The sequence below is a fragment of the Paenibacillus sp. JT31N7 genome, assembly GCF_059692095.1.
Genome location: NZ_JCAUAT010000007.1, coordinates 57911 through 81648, shown reverse-complemented (window position 1 = coordinate 81648; position 23738 = coordinate 57911). Strand labels below are relative to the sequence as shown.

Sequence of the window (23738 nt, the reverse complement as noted above, 5' to 3'; positions counted from 1 at the left end):
TAAATGTGGAAATCCATAATTTAAAAGTTGCTGACTAGTTAACTAGAAGCGCCTGCGATCCGGATGCGAGAAGACGTCCGTACGGCATGCGCTTTTTTTATTTTCGTTAAAACGAAGGGGGATGCACGATGGGGAATCTGCTGCTTGAAGTCGGAAGGCTGAACAAGGCTTTTGAGACGAAGAAGGGGCTTGTCCACGCCTTGCACGATATCAATCTGGATATAAAAGAGGGCGAGTTCATCACGGTCATCGGCCCGAGCGGATGCGGAAAAAGCACGCTGCTGAAAATCGTGGCGGGTCTGGATACCGATCACAACGGGAACGTCCGGCTTGGAGGCGAGAAAGTGACGGGTCCCGGAATCGATAAAGGGTTTATTTTTCAGGAACCGCGCCTGTTCCCGTGGCTGACGGTCGAGAAGAATATCGCGGCCGATCTCTCGCTCAAAGACCCGCAGGTGCGCGCCAAGGTGGATAATCTGATCGAGCTGGTTAAGCTTCAGGGCTTCGAGAAGTCTTATCCGCGGGAGCTTTCCGGCGGGATGGCCCAGCGTGTTTCCATTGCCCGCGCCCTGCTCCGAAATCCGAAAATTTTGCTGCTGGATGAACCTTTCGGGGCGCTGGATGCTTTTACAAGAGCGCATATGCAGGAGGTGCTGCTGGATATTTGGCAGGCCAACCGGACGACCATGGTGTTCGTCACCCACGATATCGACGAAGCGATTTTCCTTGCGAACCGCGTTGTGATCCTCAAACCGCGTCCGGGTGCGATCCGGAATATCGTTCCGGTGGATCTGCCTTTCCCGAGAAAGAAAACGAGTACCTCGTTTCAGGAAATCCGCTACAAAATTTTAAATGAATTCGAGAAGCTGGATGAACTTGAACTCGTTGAAAGCGCAGGAATCTGATGAAGGAGGTGCAGCATCGTGGGCAAGCCGTCAAATCTTCTGCAAGGTACAGGCTCAACCTTATCGGTCGCTACTCCTGACTTTGTCCCGGCAGAACCTGCGCCCGCCGGCTCTTCCAAGCGGAAACCGCGGCTGGAATCGTTCTGGCTGGGAGCGATCGTACCTGCGGCCGCGCTCATCTTGTGGCAGGTGCTGGGTGACGCGGGCTATATATCCCGGCTGCTTTTTCCGACTCCCTGGACCATCGCCAAATCGTTTCGCAGCCTGCTGGAGTCCGGCGTGCTTGCGGAGAATGTGGGCATCAGCATGTTGAGGGCAGCCGCAGGTTTCGCGCTTGGAGGAGGACTCGGTCTTCTGCTGGGCATGCTGGTCGGCTTTTTCCGCAGAACGGAAAAAGTGCTTGATCCCTCCGTGCAGATGATCCGCATGATTCCCCATTTGGCCATTGCGCCCTTGTTTATTCTCTGGTTCGGATTCGGCGAGCCCTCGAAAGTGCTGCTGATTGCCAAAGGAGCTTTTTTCCCGCTTTACATCAATACCTTTCTGGGGATACGGGGCGCGGACAGAAAATTATTTGAAGTTACGAGGGTGCTGGGGTTCAGTACTTACAAACAACTGGTGCGTCTTATTGTGCCGTCGGCGCTCCCGAATATTTTTCTCGGCATAAGAGTTTCGCTCGGCATCGCCTGGCTCGGACTGGTCGTCGCCGAATTGATGGGGGCTTCGTCGGGGCTCGGTTATCTGATGTCGGAAGCCCGGCAGTTCAACAAAACCGCCGTGGTGTACGTGGGCATTATCTTGTTTGCCGTGATCGGCAAGGCGGCGGATTCGGGGGTCCGGCTGCTGGAAAGGCGCCTTCTGCAATGGCAGGACAGCTACGTAGGCAAGTAAAAGGAGGGAGCGACTATGAACGGTAGCGGGGAAGCGCTTCGACGGCTCACCGGAACACATGAACAGCCCGGAAGCTTGCGCAAATACGGGCAAACGCTGCTGAAAGCGAAGACGGGCGATTTTGCCCTGGGTGCCGTTCTTCCGGTGCTTGTGCTCATAGTGTGGCAGGCGGCAGGCGATCTCGGCTGGATTTCGACGTTTTTTCTGCCGACTCCGCTGATGATCGGCGCCGCACTCAAAGAACTGGCCATGAGCGGCGAACTGACGGGGCATGTGGGAATTTCGCTGTGGAGGGCTTTAACGGGCTTCCTGCTCGGCGGCAGTCTCGGGCTGTTGTTCGGCCTGTTGACCGGGTATTTCCGCAAAGCCGAGCAGCTGCTCGACCCGACGCTGCAGATGATTCGTCTCGTGCCGCATCTGGCGGCGGCTCCGCTCATTATCCTCTGGTTTGGATTCGGAGAAACGTCCAAAACGCTCATTATCGCGAACGGAGCTTTCTTTCCGCTCTATGTCCACACTTACCTGGGCATCCGGAGCGTGGATAACAAACTGTTCGATGTTGCCAAGGTGCTGCAGTTCAGCCCTTACAAACAGCTGATCCGGCTGATCATTCCCGCTTCCCTGCCCAACATCCTGCTCGGGCTGCGGCTTTCGTTGGCCGTTTCGTGGCTGGGGCTCGTCGTAGCGGAGCTGATCGGTTCCCAGTCGGGCATCGGCTTCCTGATCAACTTTGCGAAGCAGAACTCGGCGACGGAAATTATTTTTGTCGGGGTCATCCTGTTTGCGGTCGTGGGCAAGCTTGTGGATACATTCGTCCGGCTGCTGGAGGGGAAGCTGCTGCAGTGGAGGGACAGTTTTGAAGGCTGAGAAAGGACGTTTGCGCTTGAAAAGGAAAGGGGGACGGGAACAAAGCTTTCCGGAGAAGATTTTCTACATACAGAGGGGGATTAGCATGACACGTTCGCCATTTATCCAAAAACATACTCGTCTTATCGGATTGCTGCTCATTCTTGTCGCGCTGGTGCTGCTGGCTTCGGCCTGCGGCCGGGCGGAAGCCGATCCGTCGGGGGGAGCGGACCCGGGAGGCAAGACGCCTTCCGTGCTGCGCATCGGCTATATCGGCGCGAACAAGCTGAACCTTCCGAGCGGCGCCGAAGGCTGGGGATTCCACAAAGGCGGGGCCAGGGAGGAACTGAAAAAATTGGGGATCACGGACGTGCAGTTCGTCGGATTTCCCAACGGCCCGGACTTGAGCGAGTCGCTGATCAGCGGACGGATCGATATCGGCTCTCTTGGCGATACGCCGGCTATATTGGCCCGTTCGGCAGGGGCGCCGTCCAAAGTCATTACCTTGAATTCCTCCGGGAGCAACGCGTTTATTCTCGGGAAGAAGAACGGTCCCGCAGCGTTGGCCGAATTGAAAGGCAAGAAAGTGTCCGTGAAGAAAGGCTCCTACATGCACCGCTATCTGGCGGGTCTTCTCAAAGAGCAGAGCATTAAAGACGTGCAACTGATCCATCTGCTGGATGAAGACGCGGATGCCGCTCTGGTCAGAGGAGAAGTGGACGCTATCGCCACTACGGAAGTACGCGGGCTCAAGCTGATTCCTCAAGGCTTTCCCGTTCTGGACGAAGCGGCCAAGGATCATCCCGCTCTCGTAGGCGCGGGGGTAACCGTTGTATCCGAGAGTTATTTGAAGAAAGTGCCGGATATCGCAAAAGTGTGGAACGATCTGAGAATCAAAGCGCTGGACGATCTGACAACGCAGGAAGACGCTTATTATGCGTTTGTCGTCGAGAATACCGGAACTCCGCTGGATTTAGTTAAAAAAACGAGCGCCGTCTCCCGTATTCAGAGAGAGTCGTTCACAGACAGCGGCATTGTGGCTCTAAAGGCGACCAAAGATTTTCTGGTCGGGGATAAATTGGCCGACACGGACTTCAACATCGACGAATGGCTGGTGAAATAAACCGGTCACAAAAACCGGCTGCAGTAAAATAAGCGGCAGAACAGGGAGGGAGAACCATGAGTCAGAAACAGCCGCTTCAATTAACGGCCGATGTCCTGGTAATCGGCGGCGGACCCGCTGGCGCCTGGGCGGCATGGAGCGCGGCTTCCCGCGGAGCCAGAGTAGTCGTGGCCGACAAAGGATTTCTCGGTTCCAGCGGAGCGACGGCGCCGGGAGGAACCAATCTGCTCTACCTGCCGCCGGATCCCGTTTTGAGGGAAGAAGCGGTTAGGAAGCGGATGAAGGGAGGCGGCTTCCTGTCCGAACCTTCCTGGATTCACGGCGTGCTCGATCAGGTGTACGAAAGCCTGGAGCTGGTGGAATCCTGGGGGTATCCGTTCCGCAGAGACGAGAACGGAGTCCCTATGAGGGATCATCTGCAGGGGCCGGAGTACATGAAGCTTATGCGCCGGGCCGTCATCAAGGCGGGGGCCCGCATCCTGGACCAGTCTCCGGCCCTGGAGCTGCTCGTCGACGAGCATGGCGCCGGCGGAGCCAGAGGCGTATCCCGGCTCGATAACCGGGATTGGGAAGTGCGGGCGGGCGCCGTCGTGATCGCCACGGGAGGCTGCGCCTTCCTGAGCAAGGGTCTCGGCTGCAACGTCCTGACCGGCGACGGCCTGCTGATGGCCGCCGAGCTTGGCGTGGAGCTCTCCGGCATGGAGTTCAGCCGCCAGTACGCCCCCAGCGCGGCCTTCGGCACGAACACGCGCGGACGTCTGCTGAACTGGGCGACCTTCTATGCCGAGGACGGCACGCCTCTGCATTCAGAGGGGCCCCGGCCGCACGATTTCCTTCCGAAGATGCTGAGCAAAGGGCCCGTGTACGCCGTCATGGACAAGGCGGACACCCCGGAGAAGCGGGCGATTCTTCGCAGCTCGCACGCGATTTTCTTCCTGCCGCTCGACCGTGCGGGCATTGACCCGTTCACGCAGCCGTTCCCGCTGACCCTCCGGTACGAGGGAACCGTGCGGGGAACGGGCGGCATCCGGCTCGTCGGCGAAGACTGCTCGACGACCGTGGCCGGGCTCTATGCCGCCGGCGATGCGGCCACCCGGGAGCGGGTCACGGGCGCTCAATCCGGAGGCGGCGCTTTCAACGCCTCGTGGGCGATCTCGTCCGGGACCTGGTCCGGAAGAGCCGCTGCGGGATATGCGCTTGCCCTGGGCGGCCGGGCAGGCCAGCGCCATCTCCGCCCGGCAGGCGGCGCCGGGCTGGCAGGGGCACCGGGGACATCCGCGATGACGACGGATGTCCCCGGGATTGTAAGGGCGGTCCAGCGGGAAGTGTTCCCGCTGGAGATCAACTACTTCCGGAGCGAGCCCGTGCTCCGGGAGTCTCTTCAAAGACTGCACGGACTGTGGCCGCTCGTTCAGGGCGGTATCCCCGGCGGGGATGCGAGGGAGCGGGTCCGTGCCAGAGAAGCGGCCGCCATGGCGGCGGCGGCCCGCTGGATTCATACCGCCGGACTGGCGAGGCGGGAAACCCGCGGCATGCACACGCTCGCGGAATACCCGCATACCGATCCGGCCTACCAGCGCCGCCTGCTCGTGTCGGGGCTGGACGACATCCGCGTCAAGTTCGAGGGCGGCGGGGAAGTCCCGCCCCGGCCGGCGATCACCCCGGCGTCGCATCCTGGGCATCCCGGGCAGCCGGGGCAAGATCCGTTTCAACCTTCCGGCGGAGATGCCGTGCGGAAGGAGGTGACGCTGGCATGATCGAGCTGGTCAGTTCCGCCCGCTGCGTAGGCTGCAGCATGTGCGTCAAGGTCTGCCCCACGAACGTGTTCGACGAAGGCCCGGGCCGGGTACCGGTTATCGCACGGCAGGACGACTGCCAAACCTGCTTTATCTGCGAGGTTTACTGCCCGGTCGATGCGCTTTACGTGTCTCCATACGGTGATGAAGCGGTAAGCGTCAATGAGCGGGAGCTTGCGGAATCCGGCGTGCTCGGCAGCTGGAGAGAGAAGATCGGTTGGGGACCGGGGCGCGTCAAGCTTGCCAAGCTGGATACGACCCCGTTTATCGACCGCGTGCTTCCCCAGCAGCCTCCCCTCGATGCGGAGGAGACGGCGTTTATTCTGACTCCGGACTATCCCCCCAAACCGGCCGGGTAGGCTCATGCCACCCGAATCCGCCGGGCCGTCTAAGGCGGCTCTCGGGCCGAGTGATCCAAGCGATCCGAGTGACCCGACCGATCCGACCAACCCGAAAGGCCCTCCGCTTTTGTTCGGGCAGTCAACTTCCACGGACGACTTAAGCAGCTGCCTTTCAGATATCTTGCAGATATCCTGCGGGTATCTTATAAAACGATATCCCCTTTGGAAGGGGCGACGTTCCTTTCACGGAACGCACCCACTTCCGTTTTTTAACCGGAGATTTCCCGTTCGGGAGGTCTCCTTTTTAACGTGCGAAAGTGCGAAAAATGGTATTGTCTGTTGAGAATTGTCATGCTATAATGACGGTGCTTAGGAATTATACAACTGAACAGGCGATATGCGCGTGTGACTGATACGATCAGGCATGAGCAAGAAAGAGAATGAATGGAAACGCTCCGAGTTGGGTTATATTAACCCTTATCCGGCAGCTATTTCCGGCATTCCTTGATTGCTTATGCCTTTTTTGCTGTTTCGGCCTTGCCTGTGGGGTTGAATAATCCATAGACACTATGACCAGATAAAGGAAGTGAAGCACATGTTAAAAGGCGTTTTCGGCGCGCTCCAGCAAGTAGGCAAGGCGCTCATGCTTCCGGTTTCCATTCTTCCTGCCGCGGGCCTTCTGCTGGCGTTCGGTTCGGCCATGCAAAACCCGGATACGATTGAGCTTATGCCTTTCCTCAGCGGAAACGGGTTTCAGGTTGCGGCTCACCTCATGTCGAGCGCAGGCGACATTATTTTCGCGAACCTGGCATTGCTTTTCGCAATCGGGGTAGCGATCGGTCTGGCGGGCGGAGACGGCGTTGCCGGTATCGCAGCCACGATCGGTTACTTGATTATGAACGTAACTATGGGCGTTCTGGCGGGTGTAACCCCTTTCTCGCTGACGCTGAAAGATCCTTCTTACGCGAGCGTGCTGGGGATACCGACTCTGCAAACGGGCGTTTTCGGCGGGATTATCATGGGTGTGATAGCGGCGCTCCTCTACAAGAGGTACCATAAAATCGAGCTTCCGTCGTACCTCGGCTTTTTTGCGGGCAAGCGGTTCGTTCCGATCATTACCTCCCTTGCCGCGCTGCTGACCGGGCTTATCCTGATCTTTATCTGGCCTCCGGTACAGCATGGACTGAGCGCTTTCTCCCGTTCCGTGCTCGATGCGAATCCGGTTCTGGCTTCTTTCTTGTTCGGGGTCGGTGTCCGCTCTCTCATTCCGTTCGGTCTGCATCACATCTGGAATGCGCCGTTCTGGTACGAGTTCGGTGAATATATCGATAAATCGGGCGTTCTGGTGCGCGGGGATATGAAAATTTTCTTCGCTCAGCTGAAAGACGGCGTACCGCTTACGGCGGGTACGTTTATGAGCGGGAACTTCCCGTTCATGATGTTCGGTCTGCCGGCCGCGTGTCTGGCCATTTACCATACGGCACGTCCCGAGAACAAAAAGCTGATTGCCGGTATTATGGGCTCCGCCGCTTTGACGGCTTTCCTTACGGGGATTACGGAGCCGATCGAGTTCTCATTCTTGTTCGTAGCACCGCTTCTCTACGTATTCCATGCCCTGCTCGCAGGTCTTTCCTTCGCGATCATGACGCTGCTGCAGGTTAAGCTCGGCTTTACGTTCTCCGGCGGCTCGATCGATTTCCTGCTGCTCGGTGTCCTGCCGAACCGTACGCCATGGTGGCTCGCGATTCTGGTCGGCCTTGTCTTCGCGGTCATCTACTATGTGGTGTTCCGCTTCGCGATTACCAAGTTCAATCTGAAGACACCGGGACGCGAAGAAGCTCAAACGGAAGCCGATGCGGACGATGCTCCCGTCAGCGGCGCAAGCAATGCCGGCGGTACGGGCGACCTGCCGAGCAGCATTCTCGCGGCATTGGGCGGCGCGCCGAACATTTCCAACCTTGACGCTTGTATCACGCGTCTGCGTGTTCAGGTGAAGGACAAAGGCGCGGTGGATAAAGAGCGTCTCAAAAAACTGGGCGCTTCCGGCGTGCTTGAAGTCGGCAACAATGTACAAGCTATTTTCGGAACCCGTTCCGATTCTTTGAAAAATCAGATCCAGGATGTTATGGCGGGCCGCATTCCTTCCACGGCGAGCGTGCCGGTTGTGGAATCTCCCGATACGGGCGGCAGCGAGCTGATGAAAGAAGAAACGATCGTAGCTCCCGCAGACGGCGAACTGATGGATATCACGCTCGTTCCGGACGAAGTCTTTTCCCAGAAAATGACGGGTGACGGATTCGCTATCCTGCCGAAAAACGGAACGATCGTATCTCCGGTAAACGGCAAAATTTTCAACGTATTCCCGAGCAAGCATGCCATCGGCATTCAGTCCGATGCGGGTAAAGAACTGCTGGTTCATATCGGCGTCAACACGGTGAAACTGAAAGGACAAGGCTTTGAAGTGCTTGTTTCCGAAGGGGATATCGTGGAAGCCGGCCAGCCGATCATGAAAGTCGATCTCGATTATGTGAAAGAGCATGCTCCTTCCATTATCTCGCCGATTATCTTTACGAACCTGCCGGAAGGCACGGAAATTCGTTTGAATAAACAGGGCGACGTTAAATCGGGCGATAAAAATATTATTACGATTAAGTAAAAAGGAATGGGGGAGAAGGGCCTTGTTTTTCTAACCCCCTCCTTTTCGGTTAAGATAGAGTAAACAACTAAATTATCGAGTGGAGATGATCAACTATGCAAAAAACATTTAAAGTGACCAGCGATACAGGAATTCACGCACGTCCGGCTACAGCACTTGTCAACACGTCCAACAAATTCAAAGCGGACGTATTCGCCGAGAGCAAAGGCAAGAAAGTGACCATGAAATCCATTCTGGGCGTGCTTTCCCTGGGACTGGAAGAAAACGATGTAATTACGTTCTCCGCAGAAGGTGAAGACGCAGCGGAAGCGATCGCCGCTTTGGAAGAAATCATGACTAAAGAAGGGCTGGGCGAGCTTCATGGCTAATATCCGTGGCATTGCCGCTTCGGCGGGAATTGCCATCGCCCGGGCGTTCCGTCTGGAACACCCCGACTTGACCGTCATCCGCAAAACCGTGGAGGATACGGAAGCCGAGGTTGCCAAATTCGACATGGCTCTGGAGAAATCCAGCGCCGAGCTCGAGGCTATCAAGGAACAGACGTTTCGGGAGATGGGAGAAGAGAAAGCGGAAATATTCGAATCTCACCTGCTTGTGCTCGGTGATCCCGAGCTGGTCGATCCGGTGAAAGCGAAAATCCGCGACGAGAAGGTCAACGCGGAATTTGCGATGAACGAAGTTGCGATGACATTCGTTGAAATGTTCGAGAACATGAACAGCGACTATCTGAAAGAACGTGCGGCGGATATGCGCGATGTGACGAAGCGGGTGCTCGCTCATCTGCTCGGCGTCAAGTTCGTGAGCCCGTCGTCGATCTCCGAGGAGACGGTTGTCGTGGCCGAGGATTTGACTCCATCGGATACGGCCCAGCTTAACCGCACGTACGTGAAAGGCTTTACGACCAATATCGGCGGACGCACGTCCCATTCCGCGATTATGGCGCGCTCGCTTGAAATCCCGGCCGTCGTCGGGACGAAGAACGTGCTGGATCTTGTCAAGGACGGAGACCTGCTGATTGTGGACGGATTGGACGGCGACGTCCTGATCAATCCGGAGCCCGCAGTGGTCGAAGAATACCGCGCGAAGCAGCGGCGCTACGCGGAGCAGCGCGCCGAGTGGGCCAAGCTGCGCAACGAGCCGACGGTGACCCCGGACGGTCACCATGTCGAGCTTGCGGCAAACATCGGCACACCCGCCGACGTAGCCGGCGTACTGGAGAACGGCGGCGAGGCTGTCGGCCTGTACCGGACGGAGTTCCTGTACATGGGGCGCGACCAGCTGCCGACCGAGGAAGAGCAGTACAAGGCCTACAAGGCGGTCCTCGAGAAGATGGAGGGCAAGCCGGTTGTGGTCCGTACCCTGGATATCGGCGGGGACAAGGAGCTGCCTTATCTGCAGCTTCCGAAGGAGATGAATCCGTTCCTCGGCTTCCGTGCTATCCGCTTGTGTCTGGAACGCGAGGATATCTTCCGCACCCAGCTTCGCGCCCTGCTGCGTGCCAGCGTACACGGTTCTCTGCGGATCATGTTCCCTATGATCGCTACGCTGGATGAGTTCCGTCAGGCGAAGGCGCTTCTTCTCGAAGAGAAGGCGAAGCTTGCGGAGGAGGGAACACCGGCTTCCGACGAGATCCAGCTCGGTATCATGGTGGAAATCCCGTCAACGGCTGTCATGGCCGACCAGTTTGCCAAAGAAGTCGATTTTTTCAGCATCGGAACAAATGACCTCATTCAATATACGATGGCGGCCGACCGGATGAACGAACGTGTCTCTTATCTGTATCAGCCTTATAATCCGGCCATTCTGCGGCTGGTTAAAATGGTGATCGACGCGGCTCACCGCGAAGGCAAATGGGCCGGTATGTGCGGGGAGATGGCGGGAGATACGACCGCTATTCCGCTTCTGCTCGGACTCGGTCTCGATGAGTTCAGCATGAGCGCCACTTCCATTCTGCCTGCACGCAGCCAGATTGTGAAGCTCTCCCTGTCGGAGATGCGGCAGCTCGCCGCCCGTGCGATCGAGCTTTCGACGGCCGAAGAAGTCGTGGCGCTCGTAAACGGCCATCAGCCGAAAGCGTAAAGGCTCAAAGTTAATACGGCAGTTTGAGAGCTGCTGAAGTTAAGAACACCCCCAATAAGTCGAAAGGCATAAGCCTAAGCGAACCGACGGGGTGTTCTTTTTTTTGGCCGCAAAGGAATTTCGCGTTACGGAGCGAATCCGGTTTAAACAAAACATTTTAGGATGAAAGGGGTCACCCATGCTATGAATACAAATGAGGTTATGGACTATGCTTTATCCAAACCGGGCGCTGCCGCGGACCGTCCCTTCGACAATGAGACCGATGTACTCCGCGTAGGAGGAAAAATGTTCGCTTTACTGCCTTCGGGTGCCGCTCCGGGTGAGGGAAGTGTGACGTTAAAATGCCCGCCGGAGGAAGCGGAGCTGCTTCGTATGCAGTATCCGGAGACCGTAAAGCCCGGTTATCACATGAACAAGCGCCATTGGAATACCGTCCGGCTGGACGGAAGCTTGGATCCGCAGGAAATCATGGATATGGTGGACGTTTCCTATCTGCTGGTGCGAGGCAGTTTAAGCAAGAAAATGCAGCAGCACATTCAGCAGTACGGCAATGCGGACTGGAATGAAAGCTGAACCCGCGGGAAAGCTAAGTGAAGCTTGCGGCTGGCTGGATGGCGAGAGGCTTCGGTTAGACTCCCGTAAGGCTTGTCAAGAATGCCGATCGCCGTTTTTGACCGTATTTCGGTAAATTCAGTGATCCTAGGCGAATAATATGGTATAATACATGTATTCGATGTTTGTTTGCCGGTTGCTGCTCTGGAGTCTGTCGCAAACAGGCTCCTTTTTCGGGTTAAGGCAAACTTTAGATAAATACAAATAAAAGGGGTGTCGGCCATTGAGTGTGGAAAAATCGACTTTTCAAGGAGAAAAAACAGGTAAACGTACGGCTACTGCGGTAAAGCTTCTGCAAAGAATCATATTTATTTCGCTAGGTGCGGCTTTATTTTCGGTCGGGTTGGAAGTTTTTCTCGTTCCCAATAATATTATCGACGGCGGTATAACCGGTATTTCGATTATGCTGTCCCACTTCTTCCATCTCCCTCTCGGTATTTTCTTAACCCTTTTAAATCTTCCTTTTCTGTTTCTGGGTTACAAACAAATCGGTAAAACGTTCGCTTTCTCGACGTTGTTCGGTGTTATCGCGATGTCAGTCGGCACTTCCTTTCTTCATCCGGTACCAGCTTTCACCATCGATCCGCTGCTGGCAGCCGTTTTCGGCGGGGTTATACTCGGCGTCGGGATCGGGCTTGTTATCCGTTCGGGAGGTTCCCTTGACGGTACGGAGATCGTGGCTATTCTGATCAATAAGAAATCACCGTTTTCCGTCGGTGAAATCGTCTTGTTCGTCAACCTGTTCATTCTCGGCAGCGCCGGCTTCGTGTTCGGTTGGGATCATGCGATGTATTCCCTGATTGCTTATTACATTGCGATGAAAATGATTGATGTGACGATCGAAGGTCTCGATCAGTCGAAATCCGTATGGATCATCAGTGAAAATTATAAAGAAATCGGCGATGCGCTCACCCAGCGCCTGGGCCGTGGCGTGACTTACCTTCATGGGGAAGGGGCCTATACCGGCGACGACAAGAAGGTGATTTTCACCGTCATTACGCGTCTGGAAGAAGCGAAGCTGAAATCCATCGTCGAAGAATGGGACGAAAACGCCTTTATTGCCGTCGGCAACATTCACGATGTGAAGGGCGGACAATTCAAGAAAAAGGATATCCACTGACCCTTGCAAAAAGCTCCTCTACAAACGCAGGGTAAAAAAAACCAGCAGCCCGAAGGCTATGCTGGTTTTTTTTTGTGCTGCCGTGGCGTGCTGCCGTAAACACCTAACAGCAGCGGGAGATTTTCCCGTCCTTGGCGTCATAGCGGTTGTCCTGGGCCTGCCGGAAAAAGTCCGCACGGCTCATGACGGGCTGGTCTTTGTGGGCGCTTTTCATATGGGCCACATATGTTTCGTAGTGGGGGACGCCCACCATCAGATGAATAAACTGGCTGCGGTAGCTCCAGATGAGTTTCAGGCGCTTAAACATATTTCGTCGCCTCGGATCTGCCCTGCCCGCCGCGCGGGATATACGGGGCTTCGTAAAGATCCAGCGGTTTGTTCGAAATCGCCTTCAGCCAGACGCGGATGGCCGAGATAAACACGATCAGCACCACGATCATGAAAAATCCGCACAAGGCCGCGTCGATGTAATCGTTCATCACGATCTGCTTCATCTGCGCGGCCGATTTGGCCGGGGCCACGATTTTCCCGCTGTCCAGCGCGCTCTGGAACTGTTTGGCGTGAGAAAGGAAGCCAATGTTCGCTTTCTCGTGGAACAGCTTCTGCCAACCGGCGGACATGGTCACGATAAGCAGCCACGTCGTGGGCAGGAGCGTGACCCAGGCGTACGCCTTTTTGCCCATTTTGAACAAAATGGTCGTACCCAGTACAAGCGCGATGCCGGCCAGCATCTGATTGGCGATGCCGAAGAGCGCCCACAAGGAGTTGATGCCCCCCAGAGGGTCCACAACGCCTTGGTAGAGGAAATACCCCCAGCCCGCTACGCAGAGAGCCGTAGCGATAAGATTGCCGACCGTGGACCGGGTATCCCCCAGCGACTTGCTGGCATAACCGAGCAAATCCTGGATGAGGAAACGCCCCACCCGGGTGCCCGCGTCGATCGTCGTCAGGATGAACAGGGCTTCGAACAGGATGGCGAAGTGATACCAGAACGCCATCATCGTCTTGCCGCCGATCACGCCGGACAAGATTTGCGCCATGCCGATGGCGAAGGTCGGCGCGCCGCCCGTCCGCGAGAGAATGGTACTCTCGCCGATATCTTTGGACAGCGTAGTCAACTGTTCCGGCGTGATAGTGAAGCCCCAGTTCGTGATGGTCGCCGCCGCGGTCGCCACATCGGTACCGCCCAGCGCCGCCGCCGACGAGTTAATCGCGAAGTAAGTGCCGGGCGTGATAATGCAGGCGGCGATCAGCGCCATGATGGCGACGAAGGATTCGACCAGCATCGCGCCGTAGCCGATCGGACGCGCGTGGGATTCGCGCTCCAGCATTTTGGGCGTCGTTCCGGAGGAAATCAGCGCATGGAAGCCCGACACGGAGCCGCAGGCGATGGTGATAAACAGGAACGGGAACAAGTTCCCGGCGAAGACGGGTCCGGTTCCGTCGATGAACCGGGTCGTGGCCGGCATGGACAGATCCGGCAGGACGAAAATGATGCCGAGCGCGAGGCCGATGATCGTTCCGACTTTCAGGAACGTGCTGAGATAGTCGCGGGGAGCGAGAAGCAGCCAGACCGGCATGACGGAAGCGAAAAAGCCGTAGGCGATCATCATCAGAGCGATGGTTTCTCCGCTGAAGGAGAAGAGAGGGGCCAGCGCTGCGCTCTCGGCGACGAATTTGCCTCCGATGAGGGACAGAATCAGCAGAATGACGCCGATGAGGGACGCTTCCCCGACGCGGCCGGGCCGTATGTAGCGCATATACACGCCCATCAGGAGGGCGATCGGAATGGTGGCGGCAATCGTGAACATGCCCCACGGGCTGCCGATCAGCGCTTTGACGACGACGAGCCCGAGCACGGCGAGAAGAATGATCATAATGCCGAGAATGCCAAGCATGGCGATCGTACCCGTCACCTTGCCGATTTCATCCTTGATCATATCGCCGAGCGATTTACCGTTTCTGCGTGTTGAAGCGAAAAGAATGACGAAGTCCTGGACGGCGCCTCCCAGAATAACGCCGAGAATGATCCACAGCGTTCCGGGCAGATAGCCCATCTGGGCGGCAAGTACGGGCCCTACGAGGGGACCCGCGCCGGCAATGGCCGCGAAATGGTGCCCGAACAGCACCCATTTGTTCGTCGGCACATAGTCCTTGCCGTCGTTGTTCAGCTCTGCGGGTGTTTTCCGGTTGTCGTCGAGCACGAAGACTTTGCGGGCGAGAAAGCGGCTGTAGAACCGGTAGGCGACCGCATAACAGCTTACGGCTGCAATGACGAGCCAGGCGGCATTGATCGTTTCTCCGCGATTAAGTGCGACAAGCCCGAAAGCGAACGCGCCGACAATGGAAATCACCCCCCAGAGCAAGATTGATTTCCATCCGTTTTTCATAAATTTTCCTCCTAACTGGTTAATATGGGAACGTTTACAAGTAGTATAGCAGGTTTTTCCGTTGTGGGAAGAGGCTGGATGTCCAAACCGTTTTCAAAAACGCGAGATTTTCGACGCATTAACAAGCTAGCGCACAAAAAGAGGAAATGTAAGCGCATTAGGCGATTTCTTTGGCTTAAATCGGTTTAAAACCAATCTCCCCATATCTTTACAAAGCACGTACGGAGGTGTAATATTCATTCCATCAATTGAAAAAAACAGTTTCTTGCTTTCGCTGAATTTCCCCATCCGGGGAAGCGGGGGAACCATCGCAGCATTGATCCGGTGTGAGAGCCGGGGCCATGTCTGCAGGGGTGAATCCTGAAGCGCCGGAATCCATGGACCCGGCAGTCAGGTAGGGCGACTCTCACCGCCCGAATCCGACAGCTAACCTCGTAAGCGCATGAGTTCGGGAGGGGTTGAAGAAGCTTGTGATCGGCATCGACCACAGGGACTTCGTTTCGCTGTGGTTTTGTTATGTTCAAAAACATCCGAAAAAGAAAAATGTGCCAAATAAATGAACATGCGTTTTTATCGCTGAGTTTCCGTATGAAGCGGAAAACGGGGGAACCAACGAGGACCTGCAGGCCTAACGGCCCGGTCCTCATGGGGTGAATCCAGAAGCGGCATCCGTGCCGTCATGGTAGGGCGACTCTCACGCCCGAATCCGACAGCTAACCTCGTAAGCGTACCGAGAGAGGCGACTGCTATCGCGCTTCGGCTATAGTCTTTTTAGGCTGTGACCGTCAAGAAGCCGCGTGAAGAGTTCCTCTTCCGCAGGCTTCTTTTTTTGCTGCCCAAAACATGAAAGAGGGATAAAAAGTGGACGAGAGAAAGATCCAAACCTATACGTTGGTTTCCGCACCGAATGTCACCGGCGAGAACTTTATTAAACTGCTGAATATTTACCGCAGACCCTTCGCGGCGCTTGTAAACAACCCGGCGGAAGGACAGCGGATGAAGAAGCTGGGAGTCCGGCATATCGTGGAAGTGGATACCGTGCGCCACGAAGCCTGGGAAGTCCCCGGGCTTCCGGTCGGTGACGTTTATCTTTTCGAAGACAGCCTGCCGCTCTGCTGCCGGTATCTTCAGATGGTCCGCAGCTGGACAACCGGAACGATTTTCGTGGTGAAAACGAATGCCACACCGCGGTTGATTTATAAAGCGCTCGGCGCCGACCATGTGGTGCATACGAATACCCGTCAGGTCTCTTTCCTGCTTGGAGCAGCACCGGGCCAAGTGCCCGAAGAAGTTTTGCGCTAACGTTTAAATTCACTAACCGAACGATAATGAATGAACCTATAATATGAACCTTTAAATAGGAAAGAAAGGAGCCGACACGCATGACGGACCTTTATATGATTCTGCTGCTGGCAGTCGTTTATTTCATCTTTTACGGTTTTTTGATCTGGTGTGACCATGTGGTGGAAGGCTCGGAAGGCGGCCGTTCATGATGATTATCGCGCTTTTTACGGCTGGGCTTTTTCTGTATCTGATTTACGCGCTCATACATCCTGAGAAATTTTAAGGCGCCTTCGGGCAGCCGGTGAACTGCTTGCGCGGAGTTGTTTGAGGAGGATAGGAATCTATGGAGATCGTGCAAATTTTAATCGTAATCGCGGTCCTTTGCCTGCTGGTGAAACCGCTTGGAACTTATATCTATCATGTTTTTTCGAATGAGAAAAACCGGACGGACCAATGGTTCGGCTGGCTGGAGCGGCCCATTTACAAGCTTGCGGGCATCCGCAGCGAGAACGGCATGACGTGGAAAAGATATGCGGGCAGCCTCGTGCTGACCAACGTTGTGCTTGTGGCGGTCGGGTATTTGATCCTTCGCCTGCAGCATGCTCTTCCTTTGAACCCGAACGGGATCGACAATATGGAAGCGACGCTGTCGTTCAATACGATCATCAGCTTTATGACCAACACGAATCTGCAGCACTACAGCGGGGAAACGGGCTTGTCCTATTTCTCGCAGATGGCCGTCATTATGATGATGATGTTCACGTCCGCCGTAACGGGGATCGTGGTCGCGATTGCGTTTATCCGCGGGCTGACGTCTAAAGGCAACACCATCGGCAACTTTTTTGCGGATTTTGTAAAAGGACATACGCGTCTGCTGCTGCCGCTGGCTATCGTGGTTACGCTGCTGCTTGTCGGCCTGAAAGTGCCGCAAACGCTGGACCCGTCGCTGGCCGCAAAGCCGCTTGAAGGCGGAGAACAGCAAATCGCCATCGGACCGGTAGCGTCGCTTGTGTCCATCAAGCATTTGGGTACGAACGGGGGCGGCTTCTTCGGGGTGAATTCTTCCCATCCGTTTGAAAATCCGTCTCCGCTGACCAACGTAATCGAAATGCTGTCCATGTGGTGCATTCCGGCCTCCTTGACGTATACCTTCGGACGGTTTGCGAAGAACCGGAAGCAGGGCTGGGTCATTTTCACCGCGATGATGACTTTGTTCCTGGTCTTCCTGTCGGTCGCCTTCTTCTCGGAAAAGGCCGGCAACCCCGCCCTGAACGCCCTTGGCGCGGACTCGTCCATCGGCAGTATGGAGGGCAAAGAGGTGCGCTTCGGCATAGCGCAGTCCGCGTTGTTCACCACGGTAACGACGGCGGCGACGACGGGTACGGTCAACAATATGCACGATACGCTCACCCCGCTGGGCGGAATGGTTCCGCTGGCTCAAATGATGCTGAACTGCGTATTCGGCGGCGACGGAGTCGGACTGGTCAATATGCTCATGTACGCGATTCTGGCGGTCTTTCTGGCGGGCCTCATGGTCGGCCGGACGCCGGAATTTCTGGGTCGCAAAATCGAGTCCCGCGAGATGAAACTGATCGCCGTTGCGATTCTGGCGCATCCGCTTATCATTCTGGCTCCGACGGCGATCGCGTTTATGACGGAGCTTGGCAAAGGAGCCGTCACCAATCCGGGATTCCACGGAATCTCCCAGGTGCTGTACGAGTTCACGTCGTCGGCGGCCAACAACGGCTCCGGCTTCGAAGGACTTGCGGACAATACGCCGTTCTGGAACATTTCCACGGGAATTGTGATGCTGCTTGGCCGTTACGTGTCGATCATCGCCCTTCTGGGTGTGGCCGGCTCACTGGGCCGCAAGCAGTGGGTTCCGGAAACAATCGGTACGTTCCGTACGGATAATGCCTTGTTTACCGGAATCGTGGTAGGTACGGTCGTCATCATTGGGGCGCTCACCTTCCTGCCGGTAATCGCGCTCGGTCCGGTGGCCGAATATTTGACATTGCGTTAGAAACGATGGGGTGAAAACGGATGAGCTCAAATGCTTCTCAAACGAAACGAAAATCGATGCTGAGCGGAGACATCGTCACACAGGCGGTCGCGCAAAGCTTTCTTAAATTAAATCCGGTTACGATGATGAAAAATCCCGTTATGTTCGTGGTAGAAATCGGAACCTTCATGGTACTTCTGATGACGGTACTGCCGGGCTACTTCGGAACGCAGGACCGGATCGGTTTTAACTTGACCGTGTTTCTGATTTTGCTCTTCACGGTGCTGTTCGCCAACTTTGCCGAGGCGCTGGCGGAAGGCAGGGGGAAAGCCCAGGCGGATTCGCTGAAGAAGTCCAAGCAGGAAATTCAAGCCAACAAGGTGGTCGGCAGCGGCATCAAAGTCGTTCCGTCCACGGAACTCCGCAAGGGCGATATCGTTACCGTCGCCCAGGGAGAAATGATCCCCGGCGACGGGGAAGTAATAGAAGGGCTGGCCTCTGTCGATGAATCCGCGATCACGGGGGAATCCGCGCCGGTCATTAAAGAAGCGGGCGGCGATTTCAGCTCCGTTACGGGCGGCACGCGGGTCGTGAGCGACGCGATCCGGGTACGGATTACGAGCGATCCCGGCGAATCTTTCATCGACCGGATGATTTCTCTCGTCGAGGGAGCGTCCCGTCAGAAGACGCCGAACGAAATCGCGCTGAACACGCTGCTTATCACGCTGACGCTTATTTTTCTGATCGTCGTCGTTACGCTGAAGCCGATCGCGGGGTTCGTGAATGTAGAGCTGGATACGGCCGTCCTGATCGCTCTGCTCGTCTGCCTTATTCCTACAACAATAGGCGCTCTGCTGTCTGCGATCGGTATTGCGGGGATGGACCGGGTCACCCAGTTCAACGTTCTGGCAATGTCGGGTAAAGCGGTCGAAGCGGCCGGAGACATCAATACGATTATTTTGGATAAAACGGGGACCATCACGTTCGGAAACCGGATGGCCAGCGAATTTATCCCGGTAGGCGGCGTCTCCACGAGCGAAGCGGCTGCCTGGGCGGCCGTCGGCTCGGTTAAAGACGAAACGCCGGAAGGACGCTCCGTGCTGGAGCTGATGAAGAAGCAAAACCTGGTTTACGAGGCATCTCTCGCGGAAGGCGGGGAGTTCATCGATTTTAAAGCGGAAACCCGGATGAGCGGCATCGACCTGAAAGACGGCAGAAAAGTGCGCAAAGGCGCCGTAGACGCCGTCGTCCGCTGGGTGCAGGAGCAGGGCGGAACGGTTCCTGCCGATCTTAAGACTAACGGGGACGCAATCGCCACGGAAGGCGGGACTCCGCTTGCCGTTGCCGTGGACGGAAGAGTATACGGCCTGATTTACTTGAAGGATACCGTGAAGCCCGGCATGAAGGAACGCTTCGATACTTTGCGCCAAATGGGCATCAAAACGATCATGTGTACCGGCGATAACCCGCTTACGGCGGCTACTATCGCCAAAGAAGCCGGCGTGGACGGCTTTATCGCCGAGAGCAAGCCGGAGGATAAGATCGCCGTGATCCGCAAAGAGCAGGCGGAGGGAAAGTTGGTCGCGATGACCGGCGACGGCACGAACGACGCTCCTGCGCTTGCCCAGGCCGATGTGGGCCTGGCGATGAACACCGGCACCATCGCAGCCAAAGAGGCGGCCAACATGGTCGATCTGGACTCCGATCCGTCCAAGATCATTGAAGTGGTCGGCATCGGCAAGCAGCTTCTGATGACACGCGGAGCGCTGACGACCTTCTCGATCGCCAACGATATCGCCAAATATTTCGCGATCATTCCGGCAATGTTCATGCTCGCGATTCCACAGATGGAAGCCCTCAACATTATGAAGCTGGGGTCGCCTCTATCGGCGGTACTGTCCGCTCTCATTTTTAATGCGGTCATCATTCCGCTGCTCATTCCGCTTGCGATGAAGGGGGTCAAGTACCGCCCGATGAGCTCGACAAAGCTGCTCAGCCGCAATCTCTTTATTTATGGGCTGGGCGGGGTTATCGTTCCTTTTATCGGAATCAAGATTATTGATCTGGTCGTTCATGTCTGGATTTAGGTTCCCGGTTCGGAGATAAAGAATCATATAAACGCATGTAACTAAAGAACAACATATGCCGGGGATACCCTTAGGAGGCTTCCCCCGGTTTACAGAGAGGATTGAAAAAGGATGAATCCAGGCGCTTCGGTAACTAAAGAAAGCGGCGAGTGGAACGGATCCGTCTTGTCTATCGCCGTTCGTGTCAGTGTGTTGTTAATCGTCCTGTGCGGGATTATTTATCCGCTTGTGTCGACAGGCCTGGCGCAGGTCATTTTCCCCAAACAGGCTAACGGCAGCGTCATCAAAAACGAACAGGGGGAAATCGTCGGCTCGGAGCTGATCGGCCAATTGTTTGCGGATCCGAAGTATTTCCACGGCCGCGTTTCTTCCATCGAGTATAAAGCGGAAGCCTCGGGCTCCAACAACTATGCGCCGTCCAATCCGGAACTGGTAAAACGCACACAGGAATCCATCGATACATGGAAAAAGGAAAATCCGGACGTGCCCGTCAATCAGGTTCCGGTATCTTTGCTCACTAATTCCGCTTCGGGTCTCGACCCTCATATTACGCCGGAATCGGCTCTGGTCCAGATTCCCCGCATTGCCAAAGTGACGGGAGTATCCACTGCCCAGCTTCAGGAACTGGTGAAAAAGCACACGGACGGCCGGGATCTGGGCGTATTCGGCGAGCCTCGTGTGAATGTGCTGGCATTGAATCTGGATTTGAAAAAGTTAACCGGAAAATAGCGGGAAACCGGTATGCCGGACATTGTATCGAAAACCCAGAACCCAGAACCCAGAACCCAGAACCCAGAACCCAGAACCCAGAACCCAGAACCCAGAACCCAGAAAAAAAGTAGACTGGAAACCAAAATCGGCAATCCTGCTGCAAGGTTAACGTAACTATTATAAGGCAACAATCGGACTGCCTGACCGGACAGGATGTCAAAAGCCGGCAGCCATTAAATAACGCATGCCCGATCCGGTCAGGAGGGCATGCGTTTTGCAGGTTTTCGAAGCTGCAAAAAGCGGAATTCACCTTTGTGAAAAATATGTTTCTACTATTATATATGGCTCCTTTGCAGCCAGAGCACCCGGACCCATGTTTTCGTACTCTGAAGGCTTGGATGATGCTTACAAGACAACGGGAAATACGTGGGAGAATAATGTGAGGTATAAGAACTCAATTGTGATCCCGGAACAATCTTAAGTATGCGGGACAAAGGACGGGAAAGGAGCCGGAGGATGGATAATTTCCGGAGAAAAACGCCCGAAGAAATTTTGCTGTCGATTTCGGAAATCCACCGGGGTCGGCTGAAAATCTATATCGGGGCTGTCAGCGGTTCGGGGAAAACGTATCATATGCTGCGGGAAGGACAGACACTCCGTGAACAGGGGATTGATGTCGTGCTGTGCGCGGTTTCCATGGAGGGAAGACCCGAAACGCTGGAACAGGCCGGCGGGCTGGAACGGCATGAAAGCATCGAATGGATGAAGGACGGAGTGAGGCAGCAGGATTTACCGCTCGATGACCTCGTTGCCCGTAATCCGGAAGTGGTGCTGACCGATGGTCTTGCTCATCGCAACCGGCCGGGGGCTCTTTATCCGACGAGGCTGGAGGACATTAAATTTCTGCTGGGCAAAGGGATCAGCGTGCTCGCAACCGTGAATGTATATGAATTGGAGGGAGTCCGGGAGCTTGCCCGTAAAATGACGGGCATCGAAGTGCAGCATACGGTGCCGACGGATACCCTGGAGCTGGCCGATGAAGTGAGGCTTATCGACGCCACGCCCGAAACGATCCTCAACCGGCTTGAGGAGGGCGGGATGAGGGGCTGCCAGTGGCACGAGCGCAAGGTGCTGGAGCGGGGCAATATCGGCGTGCTGCGGGAGCTGGCCCTTCGGCTCGTGGCTGAAGGAGTCAACGAATCCCTGGAAAAGCACCGGGGAGAAATGGGGATGACCGGACCTTCGGGGGCCGACGAGCGGATTCTGGTTTCCGTCCAGTACCATTGGAACGGGTCGATCTATGTCCGGCGGGGCCAACAGATAGCGGACCGGCTGAGCGGCGATTTGTTCATCGTTTCTTTTACCGACCTGAGAAAAGCTTTACCCAAGGATGCGGCTACGTTCCGCCGTTCGATCATCAAGCTGGCCGAGAAAGTCGGCGGCACTTTCGATGAGCTTCCTTTCCCGGGAAGGCGGAAGCTTGCGCAGGCGCTCATTCGTTACGGAATCGACCGTAAAGTGACCCGGATCGTGCTGGGACACTCCAAGCACAGCCGCTGGCAGGAGTTCTGGCAGGGCTCGGTGCTTAACGATGCGGTAAGCCGTCTGCAAGGGATCGATCTGTTCGTGGTTGCCGACCGGGCGGAGCGGGACGGAGAGCGAATCCTTCCGGTTAAACGAAAGAGCGATGCCCTTCAGCCGGTTGAGCTCTACCGCCGCCCGAGTCCCCAGGAGATGGAGCGGCAGATCCGTAAAGCAAGGCGCGGACGCTTCAAGGTTTATATCGGAGCCGCGCCGGGTGTCGGCAAAACCTACAGCATGCTGCGGGAAGGGAACGATCTGCTGCGTAAAAATATAGATGTGGTCATCGGGCTTCTCGAACTGCACGGCCGTAAAGAGACAGCGGATCAGGTCGGCGACCTGGAGCTGATTCCACGCAAAATCATTACCTACCGGGGAACCGATCTGCAGGAAATGGATACCGAGGCGGTGATCCGCCGGATGCCGGATCTGGTTCTTGTGGATGAGCTGGCTCACACGAATGTGCCGCAGAGTGTCAACAAGAAGAGATACGAAGATATACTGGAGATCCTCAATGCGGGCATCTCGGTCATATCGACCGTTAACGTCCAGCATCTCGAAAGCTTGAACGACTCCGTCGAGCAGCTGACGGGCGTGCGGGTCCGGGAAACGGTCCCGGACAGCATCCTGCGGCTTGCCGATGAGGTAGAGCTCATCGACGTCACGCCGCAAACGCTGCAGCAGCGCATGAAGGAGGGCAAGATTTACGGAATGGACAAAGTGGACCAGGCACTCGGCCACTTTTTCAAAACCGTCAATCTGATTGCCCTGCGGGAGCTCGCGCTGCGCGAAATCGCCGACGACGTGGACGAACGCCTGGAGGCGTGGGAACGCGTCGGCTCCCTGCGCGGACCTTGGCGGCGCGAGGAAGTGATCTTCGTCTGCGTGAAGCTGAACCGGCACGCAGAGCGCATCATCCGCCGCGGCTTCCGCATCGCTTACCGGCTGAAGGCACGCTGGCACGTCGCTTACATCCGCCGCGGCTCGAGCGCCGCCGAAGGAGAGGAAGCGCGGATCGCCGCGCTGCAGACCTTGACGGAGCGGCTCGGCGGCCGCTTCGAAGTGCTGGAAGCCGCGGGGCGGAGGCGCACCGCGGACGGGCTGCTCGCGCGGGCATTGGAGCTGAGCGCTACGCAGCTCATCATCGGCCAGGCGCGCGAGTCGCTGTGGGAGCGCCTGTTTCACGGCTCCATCGTGAAACGGATCATGCGCGGGGCGCGCAGCATGGACGTGCTCGTCGTGGCGGAGTCCGAGTCCGCCAAAGTCCGGCGGGGCCGCCAAGCACGCGGATGAGCTTGCCTTTCGCCGGTGCGG

The 23738-nt window shown here is 56.2% G+C and carries 19 protein-coding genes and 2 riboswitches; of the genes, 17 read left to right on the top strand and 2 right to left on the bottom strand.

Translation table 11 applies throughout. The features are described 5' to 3' along the window. Positions 1-128: 128 nt before the first annotated feature. From AC58P5_RS23760 to AC58P5_RS23710, 11 genes are all read left to right on the top strand, one after another. The gene (locus AC58P5_RS23760) at positions 129-905 is read left to right on the top strand and encodes an ABC transporter ATP-binding protein (RefSeq protein WP_497391017.1); all 777 of its coding nucleotides are present in this window, start codon (positions 129-131) and stop codon (positions 903-905) included. An 18-nt stretch (positions 906-923) separates the two neighbouring features. After that, positions 924-1796, top strand: a complete 873-nt coding sequence (locus AC58P5_RS23755; protein ID WP_497391015.1) for an ABC transporter permease — start codon at positions 924-926, stop codon at positions 1794-1796. A gap of 15 nt (positions 1797-1811) precedes the next feature. Next, entirely contained in the window at positions 1812-2663 is an 852-nt protein-coding gene (locus AC58P5_RS23750) for an ABC transporter permease (protein WP_497391013.1), read from the top strand. An 85-nt stretch (positions 2664-2748) separates the two neighbouring features. Continuing rightward, positions 2749-3765, top strand: coding sequence for an ABC transporter substrate-binding protein (locus AC58P5_RS23745; RefSeq protein ID WP_497391011.1), 1017 nt, complete (start codon positions 2749-2751; stop codon positions 3763-3765). Between the two features lie 56 nt (positions 3766-3821). Continuing rightward, on the top strand, positions 3822-5522 hold the full coding sequence (locus AC58P5_RS23740) for an FAD-dependent oxidoreductase (protein ID WP_497391009.1): 1701 nt from the start codon (positions 3822-3824) through the stop codon (positions 5520-5522). Continuing rightward, positions 5519-5920, top strand: coding sequence for a 4Fe-4S binding protein (locus AC58P5_RS23735; protein WP_497391007.1), 402 nt, complete (start codon positions 5519-5521; stop codon positions 5918-5920). The genes AC58P5_RS23740 and AC58P5_RS23735 overlap by 4 nt, the downstream gene beginning before the upstream one ends. A 577-nt stretch (positions 5921-6497) precedes the next feature. Continuing rightward, a complete protein-coding gene (ptsG, locus tag AC58P5_RS23730; protein WP_497391005.1) occupies positions 6498-8558 on the top strand; it encodes a glucose-specific PTS transporter subunit IIBC in 2061 nt (686 codons plus the stop codon). A gap of 95 nt (positions 8559-8653) precedes the next feature. Next, entirely contained in the window at positions 8654-8926 is a 273-nt protein-coding gene (locus AC58P5_RS23725) for a phosphocarrier protein HPr (protein WP_217560415.1), read from the top strand. After that, entirely contained in the window at positions 8919-10637 is a 1719-nt protein-coding gene (gene ptsP, locus AC58P5_RS23720; RefSeq protein ID WP_497391003.1) for a phosphoenolpyruvate--protein phosphotransferase, read from the top strand. The genes AC58P5_RS23725 and ptsP overlap by 8 nt, the downstream gene beginning before the upstream one ends. Before the next feature lie 183 nt (positions 10638-10820). Beyond that, a complete protein-coding gene (locus AC58P5_RS23715) occupies positions 10821-11210 on the top strand; it encodes an MmcQ/YjbR family DNA-binding protein (protein ID WP_497391001.1) in 390 nt (129 codons plus the stop codon). Positions 11211-11478: 268 nt separating this feature from the next. Beyond that, entirely contained in the window at positions 11479-12369 is an 891-nt protein-coding gene (locus AC58P5_RS23710) for a YitT family protein (RefSeq protein ID WP_497391303.1), read from the top strand. Positions 12370-12472: 103 nt separating this feature from the next. Here AC58P5_RS23710 and AC58P5_RS23705 read toward each other — a convergent pair whose 3' ends face one another. Then, on the bottom strand, positions 12473-12676 hold the full coding sequence (locus AC58P5_RS23705; protein WP_497390999.1) for a YbdD/YjiX family protein: 204 nt from the start codon (positions 12674-12676) through the stop codon (positions 12473-12475). Further along, positions 12669-14759: a carbon starvation CstA family protein gene (locus AC58P5_RS23700; RefSeq protein WP_497390997.1), complete on the bottom strand. Its 2091-nt coding sequence runs from the start codon at positions 14757-14759 to the stop codon at positions 12669-12671. The genes AC58P5_RS23705 and AC58P5_RS23700 overlap by 8 nt, the downstream gene beginning before the upstream one ends. 262 nt (positions 14760-15021) lie before the next feature. Continuing rightward, a riboswitch (cyclic di-AMP (ydaO/yuaA leader) is annotated at positions 15022-15215 on the top strand. 108 nt (positions 15216-15323) lie between these two features. Then, positions 15324-15503, top strand: a riboswitch (cyclic di-AMP (ydaO/yuaA leader). A 117-nt stretch (positions 15504-15620) separates the two neighbouring features. Here AC58P5_RS23700 and AC58P5_RS23695 point away from each other — a divergent pair. The 6 genes from AC58P5_RS23695 to AC58P5_RS23670 all read left to right on the top strand — a co-directional run bounded on the left by AC58P5_RS23695 (position 15621) and on the right by AC58P5_RS23670 (position 23717). Continuing rightward, on the top strand, positions 15621-16061 hold the full coding sequence (locus tag AC58P5_RS23695; RefSeq protein ID WP_497390995.1) for a hypothetical protein: 441 nt from the start codon (positions 15621-15623) through the stop codon (positions 16059-16061). 187 nt (positions 16062-16248) lie between these two features. Then, positions 16249-16326: a K(+)-transporting ATPase subunit F gene (gene kdpF / locus AC58P5_RS23690; protein ID WP_103997486.1), complete on the top strand. Its 78-nt coding sequence runs from the start codon at positions 16249-16251 to the stop codon at positions 16324-16326. A 60-nt stretch (positions 16327-16386) separates the two neighbouring features. Continuing rightward, positions 16387-18066, top strand: a complete 1680-nt coding sequence (gene kdpA / locus AC58P5_RS23685; protein WP_497390993.1) for a potassium-transporting ATPase subunit KdpA — start codon at positions 16387-16389, stop codon at positions 18064-18066. A gap of 20 nt (positions 18067-18086) precedes the next feature. Beyond that, positions 18087-20132: a potassium-transporting ATPase subunit KdpB gene (gene kdpB, locus AC58P5_RS23680; protein WP_497390991.1), complete on the top strand. Its 2046-nt coding sequence runs from the start codon at positions 18087-18089 to the stop codon at positions 20130-20132. A gap of 111 nt (positions 20133-20243) precedes the next feature. Then, positions 20244-20861, top strand: coding sequence for a potassium-transporting ATPase subunit KdpC (gene kdpC, locus AC58P5_RS23675; RefSeq protein ID WP_497390989.1), 618 nt, complete (start codon positions 20244-20246; stop codon positions 20859-20861). 498 nt (positions 20862-21359) lie between these two features. Continuing rightward, positions 21360-23717: a histidine kinase gene (locus tag AC58P5_RS23670; protein WP_497390987.1), complete on the top strand. Its 2358-nt coding sequence runs from the start codon at positions 21360-21362 to the stop codon at positions 23715-23717. Positions 23718-23738: the final 21 nt, after the last annotated feature.